Raw genomic sequence first — 16,314 nt, 5'->3', positions numbered from 1 at the left:
CGATGATAAAGAACGAAATTTACGGGCATTTTCATCCGGATGAGCGGCCTTTCGTAGATAAGGCTTGGGAGTGGGTTCAGAATGCAGGCGAGTACCATGAGAGCAGACTGACCGAATTTCTTGATCCCCGCCAAGCGTATATTGTACAGTCTCTGGTGAACCGCCATCCTGATGTTCAGGTGCGGTGGGACGGCGGATCTCCGGGCGCCGAACGCAAGCGGGGGCTCGTGGCGCCGGATTACCGTGAGCTGGAAAATGAAGACATGGAACTGCAGGTGCTGGAAATTACTTCAGGCGAGCAGAAATTTACGGCGCTGGAGCATGGCGACTATATGGGGGCCATTCTGGGACTCGGAATCAAACGGGGCAAAATCGGCGATATTCATGTGCTGGACGACGGCTGCCATGTGGTCGTAGCGGCGGATATCGCTATGTTTTTGTCCAGCCACCTAACCGGAGTTCACCGGGTACTTGTGCATACGGAAATCCTTCCGGTCTCTGCCTTGCGTACGCGGGAGGAGAAGCTGGAGATTATGGAGCTGAGCGTTGCTTCCCTGAGGCTGGACGGGATTGCCTCGGATGTCACCCGGGTGAGCCGGAGCAAGATTCTGGCTCCGATTAAGGCCGGACGGGTGCGGGTGAACTGGAAAGTTGAGGAAGATCCTTCCTGCAGCCTGAATGAAGGAGATATGGTATCGATTCAGGGCTTCGGCCGTTTTCGGGTGCTGGAGGTCGGCGGTCTGACGAAAAAAGGCCGTTACCGCGTTCAGGTCGGCAAATTTGTCTGAGAATCTTGCAGGATTCCGGGACTCGCTGTCGAAATTGATTATCTCTATAGGGAAGCAAAACAAAGAGAGCAAACATTTTAATCGCTTGCCGCCGATATTGGATGTAGAAGCGGTGCGTTCGCGAATTTGGCCGGAATCAATTTCCCCGGATTGTCTTATACTTGAGGTACGGGGATGATTCTCCAGGCGATTTTATTGAACTTACGGAGACGGGTTCCGCCTTTCTTGATGGGGGTATTCCGGGCTTTTCTCTAAGTTAAGCTTGTTTACTGGCCGCCGAAGAGAGTTTTCGGGCAGCAGGGCCTATGAGGTTTGACATTTCTAGGAGGTGCACAGCATGCCATTAACGCCGCTCGACATACATAACAAGGAGTTCTCCCGGAGAATCCGCGGTTATGACGAGGACGAAGTCAACGAATTCCTGGATCAGGTCATCAAGGATTATGAAAGTGTCATCCGTGAGAACAAGGAGCTGCACAATCAGCTTTTGGCCCTTCAGGAGCGGCTGGATCACTTTCTGAACATTGAAGAGAGTCTCTCCAAGACGATCATCATCGCGCAGGAAGCGGCGGATGACGTCAAGAACAACTCCAAGAAGGAATCGCAGCTGATTATCAAGGAAGCGGAGAAGAATGCCGACCGGATCATTAACGAGGCATTGGCCAAATCCCGCAAGGTGGCCATTGAGACGGAAGAGCTGCGCAAGCAGGCCTCCATTTACCGTACCCGGTTCCGGACGCTGCTGGAAGCGCAGCTGGAGCTGCTGTCCCAGGACGACTGGAATGCGCTGGAGAGCCGGGAAGCAAGTGAAAGCCCGGTCATTTAGCGCCGGACTTGGACTGCTCATGTCCGGGTTATCCCATGCTGGGCTAGCCGGAGGGAACGGTGTCAGAAGCAGCATAATGTGTGTAAATTAGGTGGATATTGTCCACCTAATTTAGGCAGATGCGGCTGAAAGCCGGAATTAAGTGGAAAAAGGTCATCTAATTCACCCTTTTTTGCTTGTTTATCCTTGCGACCCGGAAATTAAGTGGCGATTATCAAACTAACCTACTTAAATCGCCGGATAAGGGTAAAATAAGTGGTGAAAATCCAACAACATGCCTGATCTCAGCGGGGAATGTTGACATTTGCGTTTAAACAGTCTATAACTAGAACATATCTGTACATCGTTCATAACTATTCGATGACGGGACAAGTACGATAAGATCACGATCCCCAGAGAGTCGGTGCTTGCTGCAAGCCGATGTTCACGTCTTATCCGAAGATCTTCCCCTAGAAGCTAAGCTGAAGCGCTCTTTGCGTGTGTAGGCTTATGCCGTCTGCCGGACGTTATACCGGCCCGTGCTTGAAGTTAGGCGCGGACTGAGATTGTGCCCATGTATGCTTTATGGCTGGCACAGAATTAGGGTGGTATCGCGAGCGCTGTCTCGCCCCTTTGGGGGTGGGGGAGTGCTTTTTTTGTGGTTATCCCCCTAAATCCCCCTTACCAAGGGGGACCCCAAGGGCTGCAGCCCTCTGGACACCCGCAAAGGGTGAACCCGAGCAGTGTGCGACTTTGGCGGACGGGGAAGGATGACTGCGGCGTTGGGAGCGGCACTTCTTAGGCTACCCTGGCGGGTACGCCTGCGGTGCCTTTACTGCAACGGCTGCGGCGCGCTCCGCCCGCGCCGCCTGCGGAGGCCTCCCGCCCCCAAAGCTGCCCTTGCGGGGTCGCGGGGCGGGTCGGCCCGGGTGCTGCGGCGCTTCGCCCGCCGCACCACTAAAGATTTGGCGGCACGCTTTGCCGGTGCCGCCAGGGGCTGCGGCGCGCTTCGCCCGCGCCGCCTGCGGAGGCCTCCCGCCCCCAAAGCTGCCCTTGCGGGGTCGCGGGGCGGGTCGGCCCGGGTGCTGCGGCGCTTCGCCCGCCGCACCACTAAAGATTTGGCGGCACGCTTTGCCGGTGCCGCCAGGGGCTGCGGCGCGCTCCGCCCGCGCCGCCTGCAGAGGCCTCCCGCCCCCAAAGCTGCCCTTGCGGGGTCGCGGGGCGGGTCGGCCCGGGTGCTGCGGCGCTTCGCCCGCCGCACCACTAAAGATTTGGCGGCACGCTTTGCCGGTGCCGCCAGGGGCTGCGGCGCGCATCGCCCGCGCCGCCTGCGGAGGCCTCCCGCCCCCAAAGCTGCCCTTGCGGGGTCGCGGGGCGGGTCGGCCCGGGTGCTGCGGCGCTTCGCCCGCCGCACCACTAAAGATTTGGCGGCACGCTTTGCCGGTGCCGCCAGGGGCTGCGGCGCGCATCGCCCGCGCCGCCTGCGGAGGCCTCCCGCCCCCAAAGCTGCCCTTGCGGGGTCGCGGGGCGGGTCGGCCCGGGTGCTGCGGCGCTTCGCCCGCCGCACCACTAAAGATTTGGCGGCACGCTTTGCCGGTGCCGCCAGGGGCTGCGGCGCGCATCGCCCGCGCCGCCTGCAGAGGCCTCCCGCCCCCAAAGCTGCCCTTGCGGGGTCGCGGGGCGGGTCGGCCCGGTGGCTGCGGCGCTCTGCCCGCGCCGCCTGAGGAGGCCTCCCGCCCCCAAAGCTGCCCTACGGGGTCGCGGGGCGGGTCGGCCCGGGTGCTGCGGCGCTTCGCCCGCGCCGCCTGAGGAGGCCTCCCGCCCCCAAAGCTGCCCTAACGGGATCGCGGGGCGGGTCGGCCAGAAAGAAACAACCAAAGCCAAAAGCAACAAACCAAAAGCAACAAACCAAAAGCAACAAACCAAAAGCAACAAACCAAAACAAACGAAAAACATCAATTCAAAACCAAACCTACACAAGGAAAGGATAGATCAGACATGCAGAAAGTGGATGTCAGAGAAAAAGCGCGCGACAGAGATGTGCGCATCCTCAAGAAATGGAACGAGGAAAATACGTTCCGCAAATCGATGGAGAACCGGGAAGGCAAGCCGAACTATGTGTTCTACGAAGGTCCGCCGACCGCGAACGGCGCGCCGCATATCGGCCACGTGCTCGGCCGTGTCATCAAGGACTTCATCGGCCGCTACCAGACGATGAAGGGCTTCCGCGTCGTGCGCAAGGCCGGCTGGGATACGCATGGCCTGCCGGTGGAGCTGGGGGTGCAGAAGAAGCTGGGCCTCGCCGGCAAGCAGGAAATCGAGAGCTACGGCGTGGAGAAGTTCATCAAGGAATGTAAAGCCAGCGTCTTCGGCTATGAGAAGCAGTGGCGTGAATTTACCGAAGCTATCGGCTACTGGACCGATCTGGATAACCCGTATGTTACGCTGGATAACACCTATATCGAGAGCGTATGGAACATCCTCGCTACAGTGCATGAGAAAGGCCTGATGTACCGCGGCCACCGCGTCAGCCCGTACTGCCCGAGCTGTATGACGACGCTGAGCTCGCATGAAGTGGCCCAGGGCTACAAGACCGTCAAGGATCTGAGCGCCACCGCCAAGTTTAAGCTGGACGGCAGCGGTGATTATGTGCTGGCCTGGACGACAACGCCTTGGACGCTGCCAGCGCATATGGCGCTGGCCATGAACCCGGAGATGGAATATGTGCGTGCGCAGCAGGAAGACGGCGTATACATCCTGGCTAAGAATCTGGTGGAAGATGTGCTGAAGGGCGAATACACAATCCTCTCCACGCACAAAGGCGCCGATTTCATCGGGCAGACCTACACGCCGCCGTTCAGCTACATCAAGGCCGAGAAGCACAATGTAATCGTCGGCGCTTCGTTTGTTACCGACTCCAGCGGTACCGGGATCGTGCATATGGCTCCGGCGCATGGCGAGGATGACTACAAGAGCTGCCGCGAGAACGGCATCAGCTTTGTCAGTGTGGTGGACGCTTCCGGGAAATATACGGATACGGTGAAGGATTTTGCCGGCCGGTTCGTCAAGGATTGCGATCTGGATATCGTGAAGGTGCTGTCCGAGCAGGGAACACTTTACCATAAAGAGAAATACGAGCACAGCTATCCGTTCTGCTGGCGCTGCGACACCCCGCTGCTCTATTACGCCACAGACAGCTGGTTCATCAACACGACGGCGATCAAGGATCAGCTTGTCGCTAACAACAGCAGCGTGGACTGGTATCCGGAGCATGTGCGCGAAGGACGCTTCGGCAAATTCCTCGACGAGCTGGTGGACTGGAATATCAGCCGTAACCGTTATTGGGGAACGCCGCTGAATGTGTGGGTCTGTGAAGCGACCGGCAAGGAATATGCGCCGCACAGCATCGCCGAACTGCGGGCGATGGCCGCCCATGACGTGCCGGAGGATATCGAGCTGCATAAGCCGTATGTAGACAACATCAAGCTGAAGAGCCCGTTCCAGGAGGGCGCCCTGATGGTACGCACCCCGGAAGTCATCGACGTGTGGTTTGACAGCGGCTCGATGCCGTTCGCGCAAAGCCACTATCCATTCGAGAACGAAGAAGCCTTGAGCGACCAGTTCCCGGCGGACATGATCTGCGAAGGGATTGACCAGACCCGCGGCTGGTTCTACAGTCTGCTGGCGGTATCCACGTTGTTCAAGGGAGTGGCGCCTTACAAGGCGGTTATCGCCACCGGCCATATCCTCGACGAGAACGGGCAAAAAATGTCCAAATCCAAAGGAAACGTTATCGACCCTTGGGATATCATGAACGAATACGGCACAGATGCGTTCCGCTGGGCCATTCTGTCCGACAGCGCACCATGGAACAACAAGCGCTTCTCGCGCGGCCTGGTCGGTGAGAGCAAATCGAAGGTTGTCGATACACTCGTGAACACGCATGCGTTCCTGACGCTGTATGCCGGCATCGACGGCTATGATCCTGCCGGGCATCCGTTCAAGGTATCGGAACATAAGCTGGACCGCTGGATTCTGTCCCGTCTGAACAGCCTGATCCTTGTTGTCGATAAGACGCTGGCCGTCAACGATTTCGTCAATGCCTCCAAGGCGGTCGAGAATTTCGTGGATGAGCTGAGCAACTGGTACATCCGCCGTTCCCGCGACCGGTTCTGGGGCAGCGGCCTCGGCGAGGAGAAGCTGGACGCTTACCGCACACTGACCCATGTGCTGCTGGTTACCGCTAAGCTGCTGGCGCCGTTTATGCCGATGCTGTGTGAGGACATTTATACTAACCTGGGCGGAGGCGAAAGTGTCCATCTGGCCGATTATCCGGCAGCCGACCAAAGCCTGATCGATCTGGAGCTGGAGCGCGATATGGAAAGCGCGAGAGGCATCGTCGAGTTGGCCCGCAACGTGCGCAACGAGACCGGCATCAAGAACCGCCAGCCGCTCTCCGAGCTGATTGTATCCATCGACCGCAGCTTTAATCTCGCGGAATACGAAGAGATCATCAAGGACGAAATCAATGTGAAGCACATCGTAGTGGAGAACAGCGACAGCGGATTTGTCGACTTCACCCTGAAGCTGAACCTGAAGGTAGCGGGCAAAAAGTACGGCAAAAATGTCGGCTTCCTGCAAGGCTTCCTGAAGGGGATGGACAGCGGGGCGACCCGCAAAGTGGTACAGGACGGCCAAGTGGCCGTAGTATCGCCGGACGGCGAGGAGCTGCTGATCACCTCCGAGGAGCTGCTGATCGAGAAGCAGGCAAAACCGGGCTTTGCCGCTGCATCCGGCTATGGCCTGACAGTAGCGCTGAATACCGAAATTACGCCGGAGCTGGAGCAGGAAGGCTGGGTGCGCGAGATCGTCCGTGCCGTCCAGGACTACCGCAAGCGGCTGGACCTGCCGATCGATAAGCGCGTGGCACTGACGCTGCAGGTTGACGATGAGCTGAAGGCGGCTGCCGTGGCTTTCGAGCATGTACTGCGCGAGAACGTGCTGGTGACGACGATAGATTTTGGCGGAGAGCTGGACTTTGAAACGGTAGATGCCGGCGGCAAGTCGATCGGTATCCATATTGGGGCTTAAAGCGGATTTCCTTGTATTGGCTTGACCTGAACAGTAAATACTAGCGGCAAAAGAAAACGTCAAATCCGTCCCTGCACCAAGCGGCGGGGCACCGTGAACCCGTGGCGGAGAATGCGGCAAACGCGCAGCCTTGGGTCTACAAGACAACTGAAGCGAGTCCCGTGAACAGAAGAGGGAGCCTCTTCGTCCGGGCTCGTTTCTTTTGTGCCGGGAGGATGATGACGGGAAGGAGCCGCTAAAGGTGCAAGATGAGGAGATGAAGCGCAGCGAAGCAAGGCAGACCGATCCGGAGGAAGGGGCGGAGCTTGGACCGGAAGAGAAGCTGAACGTTGTCTACCGCTTAACCCGTGAATTGGCGCAGCAGATGGAGAAATCGCGGATTGCCCAGTATACCGAGCTGCTGTTTTCTCCCTGGCGGCTGATCTGGCTGAATCTATTGTCCGGAGCGGCACGCGGGGTGGGGATCGCGCTGGGCTTTACCTTTTTCGCCGCTACGATCATTTACATCCTGCAGGTGCTTGGTGCGCTCAATTTACCGATCATCGGGGATTACATTGCGGACATTGTGCGGATCGTACAGCATCAGCTGGAGCTGAAGACGTATTGAGATGGAACGAGAGGATGTGGAGCGTTTCGCGGATGGCAGACAGGGGATGCGGCCGGGAAGTCTGAAGATTGTGGCGTGTTTTTTTGGTAGCAGAAGCCGCTACCCATAGAAAAACAGTCTCTGCAGGGTAAAAAAGAAGGAGCAGCCGCCGGCTACTCCCGTTCTTTTTTACTATAAGGGTCAAGCATATAATCGCCTTCCTCGGAGTCCATATACTGCCGGTAACTGGTGCCGCGGATCACAGTCAGATGGTTGCCGCCGATATCGGTGGCGATAAAGTTCTCCCAGGGCTCCACGAACCCCTCGGTTTCGTCGGCCTCGATCTCCATGTCATTGTAGGACGTAATTTCATTGTCCTCGGCCATCGCCGGTGAATTGGAGCTGCCCCAGCTCTCGACAATCTGCCAGGCGTCTTCGCCGTCGAAGCGGTTCTGCTCGGTCCGTTCATCCGCGCTGGTGCGGCCAAACGGCGGATAGAGCAGCTCTTCCTCGGCAGGCCGGTTAAGCTCTGTGAACTGCCGGGGATTATCTTCTTTACAGTAGCGGGTGGAAGGGACCGCCTCCAGACGCTCATACGGGATGTCTTTGCCGCACACGATGCAGAGGCCGTAAGTCCCTTCCTCCATCGCCTGCAGGGCGGCGTCAATTTCGTTCTGCTCATGCTCGTCCCGCTCCAGCAGCGAGATATCCATGGAACGGTGGTATAGCTCCGTTGCAGCATCGCCGGGGTGGTTATCGATTTCCGTAAGGTCTCCGGTGGTATCGCGCATGGAGTTCTCAAGATCGTAATGCCTGTTGTTCAGCAGCCTTTGCTGAATATCTTCCCGCTGCTGCAGCAGGGCTGCGCGGAGCTGTGACTGCTGCTGCTCTGTAAGATGGCTCATGGGAGATGCTCCTTTCACGGTGCGGTTGTGAAACCTGGGGGATGCGCTTATAATCCCCTTTTCTACAGATAGCTTGGCCGGAGCAGCACATTTTTAGCGCTGGAAAATAGTCCATAAGAACACCCGGGACGCCAAACCCGCGCGATAGACGATTTCTTGAAGCCTGTGCTACAATATACAAGTCTATATACAGTATTCGTACCGCTGCAGGCGGGAAAAATAAGAACGGAGTGACAACTTCTGTGGTGTACTATCTGATTGCGCTAATCGTATTTTTGCTTGACCAGGGTACCAAATATTTGATCGCTACCCGGCTGGAGCTCGGAGAGCAGATTCCGGTCATCGGGGATTTCTTCATCATTACTTCACACCGGAATACGGGAGCTGCATTCGGCATTCTGGAAGGGCAAATCTGGTTCTTCGTGATTATTACGGTGATTGTAGTCGCCGGAATCGTCTGGTATTTGAATAAATCGATGGGCTCGCGCAAGCTGCTGCCGACAGCCTTGGGGCTGGTGCTCGGCGGCGCGGTAGGCAATTTCCTGGACCGTATTCTCGCTGGTGAGGTTGTCGATTTCCTGATGTTTAATTTTGGAAGCTATACGTTCCCGATCTTTAATATTGCCGATTCCTGCATTGTGATCGGGGTGGCGCTGATCATTCTGGATACGCTGCGCGATATCAAAGGCGGAGAGGAAATCACAGAAGTGAAGGAATCCAAGGAAGTAAGAGAAGGGAATGAATGATTTTGCCTAATAACGCGGACGTAAATCCGGCAGCCTCAGCAGACAGAGACGTCAGCGAATGGACCGTAGCGGGGCAGAACGCCCGGGAACGGATCGATAAATATATTACGGAATCCTGGGAAGAGGATATTTCCCGCTCCCAGGTACAGCAGTGGATCACCGGGGGATATATCACAGTCAACGGTGCGGCTGTCAAAGCCAATTACAAGCTGGCGGAAGGCGACGTCGTGGCGGTAACCGTACCCGAGCCGGAGGCCACCGAGCTGATCCCCGAGAATATTCCGCTTGAAGTGGCTTATGAGGACAGCGATGTGATCGTTGTGAACAAGCCGCGCGGCATGGTGGTGCATCCGGCCGCCGGTCATCCTTCGGGAACGCTGGTCAATGCGCTGATGTACCATTGCCATGATCTTGCCGGCATCGGCGGGGAGATCCGTCCGGGCATTGTACACCGCATCGACAAGGATACGTCCGGTCTAATTATGGCCGCCAAGAACGACGCCAGCCATATTTCGCTCGCCGCCCAGCTCAAGGAGCACAGTGTGACCCGCCGCTATATTGCCATTGTGCACGGGAATGTGTCGCATGACCAGGGCACTGTAGATGCTCCGATCGGGCGCGATCCCCATGACCGTAAGCTGTATACGGTGACGGAGAAGAACAGCAAACGTTCGGTGACCCATTTTACCGTGCTGGAACGCTTTGGTGACACAACACTCCTGGAGCTGCAGCTTGAGACCGGTCGTACTCATCAGATTCGTGTTCATATGAAATTTATCGGACATCCGCTGGTCGGTGATCCGGTATACGGGCGCAGCAAGGGCATCACGATGAACGGACAGGCCCTGCATGCCGCCGTTCTTGGCTTTGTACATCCGTCCACCGGAGAATATCTGGAATTCAGCGCTCCGCTTCCGGAAGATATGGAGGAAGTGCTTTTCCGGCTGCGTAGCAGATAAATACAAATGAAGTGATGATAAATCCATGGTTTTTCGGGTGTTTTTACGGCATATTTAGTACTGGGAATGTAAATGAGTGCATTAAGCAACCTATATTTCATAAAGCCAGGAGATGAACAGAACCCATGAGTATTGAACAATACCAGGATACCTACATTCAGAACAGCTTTGCAGACCGCATCGGCGGCGCGAACTACGGCAAAGACACTAACATTTATAAATTCGAAAAAATCAAGCGCGCCAAAGCGGCGGCCAAAAAGGATTTCCCGGACATCGAGCTGATCGACATGGGCGTAGGCGAGCCGGACGAAATGGCGGATGCGGGCATCGTCGCCAAGCTGGCCGAAGAAGCGTCTAAGGAAGAGAACCGCGGTTATGCCGACAATGGTATTCCGGAATTCAAGGAAGCTGCCGCAGCTTACCTGAAGGAAGTATTCCAGGTGGAAGGCATTGACCCTGTTACCGAAATCGTGCATTCCATCGGCTCGAAGCCGGCACTGGCGATGCTGCCGTCCTGCTTCATAAATCCGGGCGACATCACGATTATGACGATCCCAGGCTATCCGGTGCTGGGTACACACACCAAATACTTAGGCGGAGAAGTCTATCCCGTTGAACTGAAGAAAGAAAATAACTTCCTGCCGGACCTGAATTCCATCCCGGAAGAAGTGGCTCACAAAGCGAAGCTGCTGTATCTGAACTATCCGAACAATCCTACAGGTGCAAGTGCGACTCCTGAATTCTTCAGCGAGGTTGTAGCCTGGGCGAAGAAATTTAACGTCATTGTTGTCCATGACGCTCCTTATGCCGCACTGACTTATGACGGTGTGAAGCCGCTTAGCTTCCTGTCCGTACCGGGCGCGAAGGATGTCGGTGTGGAGCTGCATTCACTGTCCAAGTCCTACAACATGACGGGCTGGAGAATCGGTTTTGTCGCCGGCAACCCGCTGGTGGTTAAAGCGTTCAGCGACGTGAAGGACAACAACGATTCCGGCCAATTCATCGCCATCCAGAAAGCGGCTGCTTACGGTCTGGCTAATCCGCAAATCACCGAAGCGATTGCGGAGAAATATTCCCGCCGCCACGGCCTGCTGGTAGATGCCCTGAACAGCCTCGGCTTCAAGGCCGAGAAACCGAAGGGCTCCTTCTTCCTGTATGTGGCTGCGCCGAAGGGCATCAAAGGCGGACGCCGCTTCGAGTCCGGCGAAGACTTCTCGCAGTTCATGATCCGCGAGAAGCTGATCTCCACCGTGCCTTGGGATGATGCTGGCCCGTTCGTCCGCTTCTCCGTTACCTTCGTCGCCAAGGGCGAGGAAGAAGAGAAGCGTGTCATTTCTGAAATTCAAAGACGCCTCAGCGATGTTGAATTTGAGTTTTAATTAAGAAGTCCGGTGCGGGATGTCCGCGCCGGACTTTTTTTGGGGAAATTCGGGTTCATTCTCATCATTTGTGCTTGCAACAACCTTGTCACCCCTGCTGGTCTGAACTTATTTGTTCTCATTGAGATATACCAGAAGGGGATGGGAAGGTTCTGCTTGGAGGAGGAAAGGCGCGGAATGCCGTGGTTCCCTTGACCTCTCCGTCAGGTTGTAAATCAGTGAGCGTGGGTGTCATTTCCATTTAAGGTAGTGAAGAACACGTCATTACTAACCAGCTTCGACTTCATTTGATCTTCTAAAATAAAGCTAATCACCACATTATTCATGTGGATTGTTGGTTCATCAACAGTAACGTTATAAACGATTCTTGGGGTATTGTCTTCGATATACAAATCCGCCTCTGAACGAACGTGAAAATCCTCTGAGGATGGGGCAGTAGTGAAGCTGGCTTTGTCATTCATTCTGTCTTTCAGAATATTCATCTCTGTTTGCCTAAGCCCCGTAAGCTTTCCGGTACCAGATGCCGTGTTGTTGTGAGTGCAGCCCGTTAACAAAAGTACTATACAGCAAGCAATCATCAAACACTGCTTCATATATTCGCTCCTTTAAGATGACGGGCGGAACGACTGGTTGTGAAAAGCGGTAATCTGACTGAACAAGGACTGTCCGTTGTCTGTCACTTTAACTCCCGGCTCCAGCGGCCGCAGCATCGCCTGGTACGGCTCCGGTACCCAGATATATTGATGGACATAAGGCGTCAGGATGAAGCCGTTCTTTTGCCAGAAATGAACCCGTTCCTTGTCGGTTTCGGTCGTCCCGGACTCGACTTCGATGATGACTGCATTGACCTGATGCTCCTGCTTGGCCCAAGTGATGATGGCTTCGAGGAAGCTTGTGCCCAGCCTGTGCCCGCGCTGCTGCTGGCTCACCGCCAAATAATCAATGAGCAGCCGCTTCCCTCCGTCCGCATCCACTATACCGGTAACTGCCATAGCGACTATATTTCCGTCAATCCGCCCGAAGTGCATCGTTGCCAGTCTGCGGTCCAGCATTCTGCGTAAGATCCGCGCCGGCTTGGCCCCGTGAGGGAACGACTCATGATAGAGTGCCTCCGTCTGCTTCCACAATTGCTCGTCCCATTCGTGGATCGTGATGAATTCCAGTTCCATCTTTTTTCGCCTCCGGTAATATCATAGCGCTTTTTGCTGGTTCGTATAAATTATAAACGCAAAAGAGACCCAAGATGCAATCAGAGGTCATCTGCTACTATCCGTTCCAAAGGTTTTATGTGTTCGCTTAGTTCGTATTGGTGAGAAAAAGTTTTTTCTTGCCCATTGACTGCATAATCTATCTCGACTTCCAGAACGGATTTTTCTTTAAGCTTCATTTTATACAGGCCGTCACTATTGAACAAAGGGGTTTTATGATTTCCATCTACAAAGGGATTCCCTGAAATGCTTATATTTAAAAATTCATTGCCATCTATATCTCCTTTGAGTTTAACACCATCAAATATCTTTGCAGAACCAATAGTTTCGACGTAATAACCGTCAGATAAATAGAAGTAATTATTAAATTTTACTAATGACAAATTTTTGATAACAAAATCATTAGTTTTTAGATCTAGTGTATATTCGGTCGGTTTTTGCTGCAGTTTTAGTTGTGAGTAGATGGTTAACAGGATTAGCAGCACTATAAAAAAAGGCAGTATAATCAGGCGTACTTTTTTTGTCATAAGTATTGATTGATTTTAAAGTGTAAAATAAATATCCTCCCTCTTAAGAGCGTTTATTTGTTTTGTTTACAGTAATTACATTATACATATTCAATATATTGGAAAATGATTATGATCATAAGGTTATGTTATATCATTCCCTGGAATATTTTGTTTCCCGGATTCAGCCCTCCACAAAGTTGACACAAGCCATCACATCTGTCATAATCACATGTAGTTGAATATGCGCCTTTAAATCAGTCCCGTGAGGCTGGCAAGGTAACGTGAATCGAGGTTCGCGACTCTCAGGAAGGAATCCGTCTGTGGACGGGGGGCCTTTTTGCGCGCGGACACACCACTTTCTGAATCTGCGGATTTCACTCCTTGCCTGTTTTGGGCAAGGAGTTTTTTGTTTATCCGGGAACTTGAGCGGGCGATCAAGCAGGAGGATGGTACGAGAATGGTTACTGAAAAAAATGTCATTATGGACGAAACGGCGATCCGCCGGGCGCTGTCGCGCATTGCCCATGAAATTCTGGAGAAGAACAAAGGGATTGAGAATTGCATCCTTATCGGTATCCGCACCCGCGGAGTTTATCTGGCCCAGCGGATCGCCGAGCGAATCCGCGAGATTGAAGGAGCAGCGGTGTCCTGGGGCGAGCTCGACATCACCCACTACCGCGATGACCGCGTCGGCGGCAAGGATAACCGCGACGAGATGGAACAGGCGGTGTTGAACAGTACGCTTGCGCTTCCGCCGGAATGCGGGGGGATCCGCGACAAGAAAGTGATTTTGTTCGACGATGTGCTCTACACCGGACGCACGATCCGCGCGGCGATGGATGCCCTGATGGATTGCGGCCGGCCGCGGATGATTCAATTGGCCGTACTGGCCGACCGCGGACACCGCGAGCTGCCGATCCGGCCGGATTACATCGGCAAGAACGTTCCCACCTCCAGACATGAGCAAATTGAAGTCTCGCTGACTGAATTTGACGGCAAGGACGAAGTGTACATTATTTCGAATCGGGAGGAACGTTAAAATGACAACGGCAACGAAAGTGAAGGAACGCAGCCTGCTGGGGATTAAGGAGCTGGATGCTACGGAAATCCGGGCGATTTTGGACAGAGCGGCTTATTGGGAAGGGCAGAAGGAGAAGCTGACGCCGGTGCTGAATTCGCATTTTGTTGCCAACATGTTCTTTGAGAACAGCACGCGCACGCGGTTCTCGTTCGAAATGGCCGAGAAGCGGCTGGGCGTACAGGTGCTGAACTTCTCCGCGGCGGCTTCCAGTGTGGAAAAGGGTGAGTCCATCTACGACACGGTACGGACCCTGGAGTCGATGGGTATCGATGCCGGAGTGGTGCGGATGAAGCCGGCGGGCGTACTGCAGCAGCTGAGCGAGAAAGTGGCGATTCCGCTGATCAATGCCGGAGACGGCAACAATGAGCACCCGACGCAATCGCTGCTGGATATGTACACGATGACTAAGCATTTTGGCGAATTAAAGGGTCTGAAGGTGTCCATCATCGGAGACATTATGCACAGCCGGGTAGCCCGCTCCAACCTGTGGGGTCTGGGCAAAATGGGGGCAACCGTGCAGTTCTGCGCACCGCATAATATGCAGGCTCCTGAATTAGGTGAATATGCAAAATATGTGTCGATGGAAGAAGCGGTGAAAGCGGATGTAGTCATGATGCTGCGCGTACAGCTGGAACGTCATGCAACCGGAATTCTGCAATCGGCCGACGAATACCGCAAGCAGTACGGATTGACCGAGGAACGCGCCGCCAAGCTGGACAAGAACACGATCATTATGCATCCGGCGCCGGTCAACCGCAATGTGGAAATCGACGATGCTGTGGTGGAAAGCAGCCAGTCTAAGATTTTCCCGCAAATGTCCAACGGCGTTCCGATCCGGATGGCCGTTATTGAACGCGCCCTTTCTTAAAAAGCTGACAACAAATACATTAATAAATATACACATGAATGAATTTTTATTATATAATATACATCAGAGCCCGGAGCCCCGTGCTGCCGGGAAAAGGAGAATGTGACTGTGATCATCAGAAACGCCAGTGTACTGGGCAAAGCAGGCGAGCTTGAGCGCAAGCATATCGTTGTGGAGGACGGAGTCATCACCGCGATTAAGGATCAGCTGGATGCGGCAGAGGAAGCAGGCGAGCTGATTGAGGCGGAAGGAAAGCTGCTGATTCCCGGACTGATTGATATGCATGTGCATCTGCGCGAGCCGGGCTTCGAACATAAGGAGACGATTGAGACCGGCTCCCGCTCGGCGGCCAAAGGCGGTTTTACCACCATCGCCTGCATGCCGAATACCCGCCCGGTGACGGACAGTCCGGAAATCGTCGAGCTGGTGAAGCGCAAAGCGGAAGAAGCCGGATTGGTAAAGGTGCTGCCTTATGCCGCGATTACGAAGAATGAGCTGGGACGCGAGCTTACGGATTTTGCCGCACTGAAAGCAGCGGGAGCGATCGGCTTCACCGACGACGGTGTGGGGGTGCAGAGCGCCCAGATGATGAAGGATGCGATGAGAATCGCAGCCGGGCTGGATATGCCGGTCATCGCCCACTGTGAGGACAATTCGCTGGTGGAAGGCGCGCCGGTGGCTGAGGGGACTTTTGCCGATAAGCATGGACTGAAAGGGATTCCGAACGAATCCGAAGCGATTCATGTCGGACGCGACATTCTGCTGGCGGAAGCAACAGGCGTGCATTACCATGTCTGCCATGTCAGCACCGAGCAGTCGGTGCGCCTGATCCGCCAAGCCAAGCAAATCGGCATCAAGGTGACCGCAGAGGTATGTCCGCATCACCTGCTCCTGTCGGAAGAAGACATTCCGGGCATGGACGCCAACTGGAAAATGAACCCGCCGCTGCGCTCCCGCCGCGACGTGGAGGCCTGTATTGAAGGGCTGCTGGACGGCACGCTGGACATCATCGTTACCGACCACGCACCGCACAGCGCAGAGGAGAAGGCCAAGGGCATGCAGCTTGCCCCGTTCGGCATTGTCGGCTTCGAGACGGCGTTCCCGCTGCTGTACACGGCTTTCGTAGCAACCGGCAAATGGGATTTGTCCCTGCTGGTGCAGCGGATGACCGCCGATCCGGCGAGAGTGTTCCGGCTGAACACAGGCAGCCTGACTATCGGTGCGCCGGCGGACCTGACCCTGATTGATCTGAATGAAGAGAAAGAAGTGAACCCTGAGACTTTTGCCAGCAAGGGACGCAATACACCGTTTGCCGGATGGAAGCTGAAAGGCTGGCCGGTGAAGACCTGGGTCGACGGCAAGGAAGTATGGACTGACAAGTAACTGACG

At 54.9% G+C, this 16,314-nt stretch carries 14 protein-coding genes and 1 other annotated feature; of the genes, 10 read left to right on the top strand and 4 right to left on the bottom strand.

All coding sequences use genetic code 11. From position 1 onward, the window contains the following. The first annotated feature begins 5 nt into the window (after positions 1 to 5). The 4 genes from F1381_RS15860 (at position 6) to F1381_RS15845 (ending at position 7,291) form a co-directional block, all read left to right on the top strand. Positions 6 to 788: a YlmH family RNA-binding protein gene (locus F1381_RS15860; RefSeq protein ID WP_187355391.1), complete on the top strand. Its 783-nt coding sequence runs from the start codon at positions 6 to 8 to the stop codon at positions 786 to 788. 337 nt (positions 789 to 1,125) lie between these two features. Then, positions 1,126 to 1,614 carry a DivIVA domain-containing protein gene (locus F1381_RS15855; protein ID WP_151735826.1) on the top strand — a complete coding sequence of 163 codons (489 nt, stop codon included), beginning with the start codon at positions 1,126 to 1,128 and terminating at the stop codon, positions 1,612 to 1,614. A gap of 351 nt (positions 1,615 to 1,965) precedes the next feature. Further along, positions 1,966 to 2,229 (top strand) — a binding site (T-box leader). 1,362 nt (positions 2,230 to 3,591) lie between these two features. Continuing rightward, positions 3,592 to 6,684: an isoleucine--tRNA ligase gene (ileS, locus tag F1381_RS15850; RefSeq protein ID WP_151735825.1), complete on the top strand. Its 3,093-nt coding sequence runs from the start codon at positions 3,592 to 3,594 to the stop codon at positions 6,682 to 6,684. A 256-nt stretch (positions 6,685 to 6,940) separates the two neighbouring features. Beyond that, on the top strand, positions 6,941 to 7,291 hold the full coding sequence (locus F1381_RS15845) for a DUF5665 domain-containing protein (protein ID WP_151736002.1): 351 nt from the start codon (positions 6,941 to 6,943) through the stop codon (positions 7,289 to 7,291). Between the two features lie 152 nt (positions 7,292 to 7,443). Here the strand turns inward: F1381_RS15845 and F1381_RS15840 are convergent, their stop codons facing one another. Then, a complete protein-coding gene (locus F1381_RS15840; protein ID WP_151735824.1) occupies positions 7,444 to 8,175 on the bottom strand; it encodes a TraR/DksA C4-type zinc finger protein in 732 nt (243 codons plus the stop codon). A 242-nt stretch (positions 8,176 to 8,417) separates the two neighbouring features. Between F1381_RS15840 and lspA the strand changes: the two genes are divergently transcribed. The 3 genes from lspA to F1381_RS15825 all read left to right on the top strand — a co-directional run bounded on the left by lspA (position 8,418) and on the right by F1381_RS15825 (position 11,259). Continuing rightward, positions 8,418 to 8,921 carry a signal peptidase II gene (lspA, locus tag F1381_RS15835; RefSeq protein WP_151736001.1) on the top strand — a complete coding sequence of 168 codons (504 nt, stop codon included), beginning with the start codon at positions 8,418 to 8,420 and terminating at the stop codon, positions 8,919 to 8,921. Next, entirely contained in the window at positions 8,918 to 9,880 is a 963-nt protein-coding gene (locus F1381_RS15830; protein ID WP_151735823.1) for an RluA family pseudouridine synthase, read from the top strand. Before lspA ends, F1381_RS15830 begins: the two co-directional genes overlap by 4 nt. A gap of 125 nt (positions 9,881 to 10,005) precedes the next feature. Continuing rightward, positions 10,006 to 11,259 carry an LL-diaminopimelate aminotransferase gene (locus F1381_RS15825; RefSeq protein WP_151735822.1) on the top strand — a complete coding sequence of 418 codons (1,254 nt, stop codon included), beginning with the start codon at positions 10,006 to 10,008 and terminating at the stop codon, positions 11,257 to 11,259. A gap of 215 nt (positions 11,260 to 11,474) precedes the next feature. Here the strand turns inward: F1381_RS15825 and F1381_RS15820 are convergent, their stop codons facing one another. The 3 genes from F1381_RS15820 to F1381_RS15810 all read right to left on the bottom strand — a co-directional run bounded on the left by F1381_RS15820 (position 11,475) and on the right by F1381_RS15810 (position 12,994). Next, positions 11,475 to 11,852 carry a hypothetical protein gene (locus F1381_RS15820; RefSeq protein ID WP_151735821.1) on the bottom strand — a complete coding sequence of 126 codons (378 nt, stop codon included), beginning with the start codon at positions 11,850 to 11,852 and terminating at the stop codon, positions 11,475 to 11,477. Between the two features lie 12 nt (positions 11,853 to 11,864). Beyond that, the gene (locus tag F1381_RS15815; RefSeq protein WP_151735820.1) at positions 11,865 to 12,428 is read right to left on the bottom strand and encodes a GNAT family N-acetyltransferase; all 564 of its coding nucleotides are present in this window, start codon (positions 12,426 to 12,428) and stop codon (positions 11,865 to 11,867) included. Between the two features lie 80 nt (positions 12,429 to 12,508). After that, complete coding sequence (locus F1381_RS15810; RefSeq protein WP_151735819.1) at positions 12,509 to 12,994, bottom strand: hypothetical protein; 486 nt, start codon at positions 12,992 to 12,994, stop codon at positions 12,509 to 12,511. A gap of 439 nt (positions 12,995 to 13,433) precedes the next feature. Here F1381_RS15810 and pyrR point away from each other — a divergent pair, with 439 nt between their 5' ends. The 3 genes from pyrR to F1381_RS15795 all read left to right on the top strand — a co-directional run bounded on the left by pyrR (position 13,434) and on the right by F1381_RS15795 (position 16,308). Beyond that, positions 13,434 to 14,015 (top strand): bifunctional pyr operon transcriptional regulator/uracil phosphoribosyltransferase PyrR, encoded by a 582-nt coding sequence (pyrR, locus tag F1381_RS15805; RefSeq protein ID WP_151735818.1) that lies wholly within the window; start codon positions 13,434 to 13,436, stop codon positions 14,013 to 14,015. A 1-nt stretch (position 14,016) separates the two neighbouring features. After that, positions 14,017 to 14,925 (top strand): aspartate carbamoyltransferase catalytic subunit, encoded by a 909-nt coding sequence (locus F1381_RS15800; RefSeq protein ID WP_151735817.1) that lies wholly within the window; start codon positions 14,017 to 14,019, stop codon positions 14,923 to 14,925. Between the two features lie 102 nt (positions 14,926 to 15,027). Then, entirely contained in the window at positions 15,028 to 16,308 is a 1,281-nt protein-coding gene (locus F1381_RS15795) for a dihydroorotase (protein WP_151735816.1), read from the top strand. Positions 16,309 to 16,314 lie beyond the last annotated feature (6 nt).

It is taken from the genome of Paenibacillus tengchongensis, from assembly GCF_008973665.1.
Lineage (GTDB): Bacteria > Bacillota > Bacilli > Paenibacillales > Paenibacillaceae > Paenibacillus_AQ > Paenibacillus_AQ tengchongensis.
Note: the sequence above shows the minus strand (reverse complement) of the source record. Positions and strands in the feature narration are given on the sequence as shown.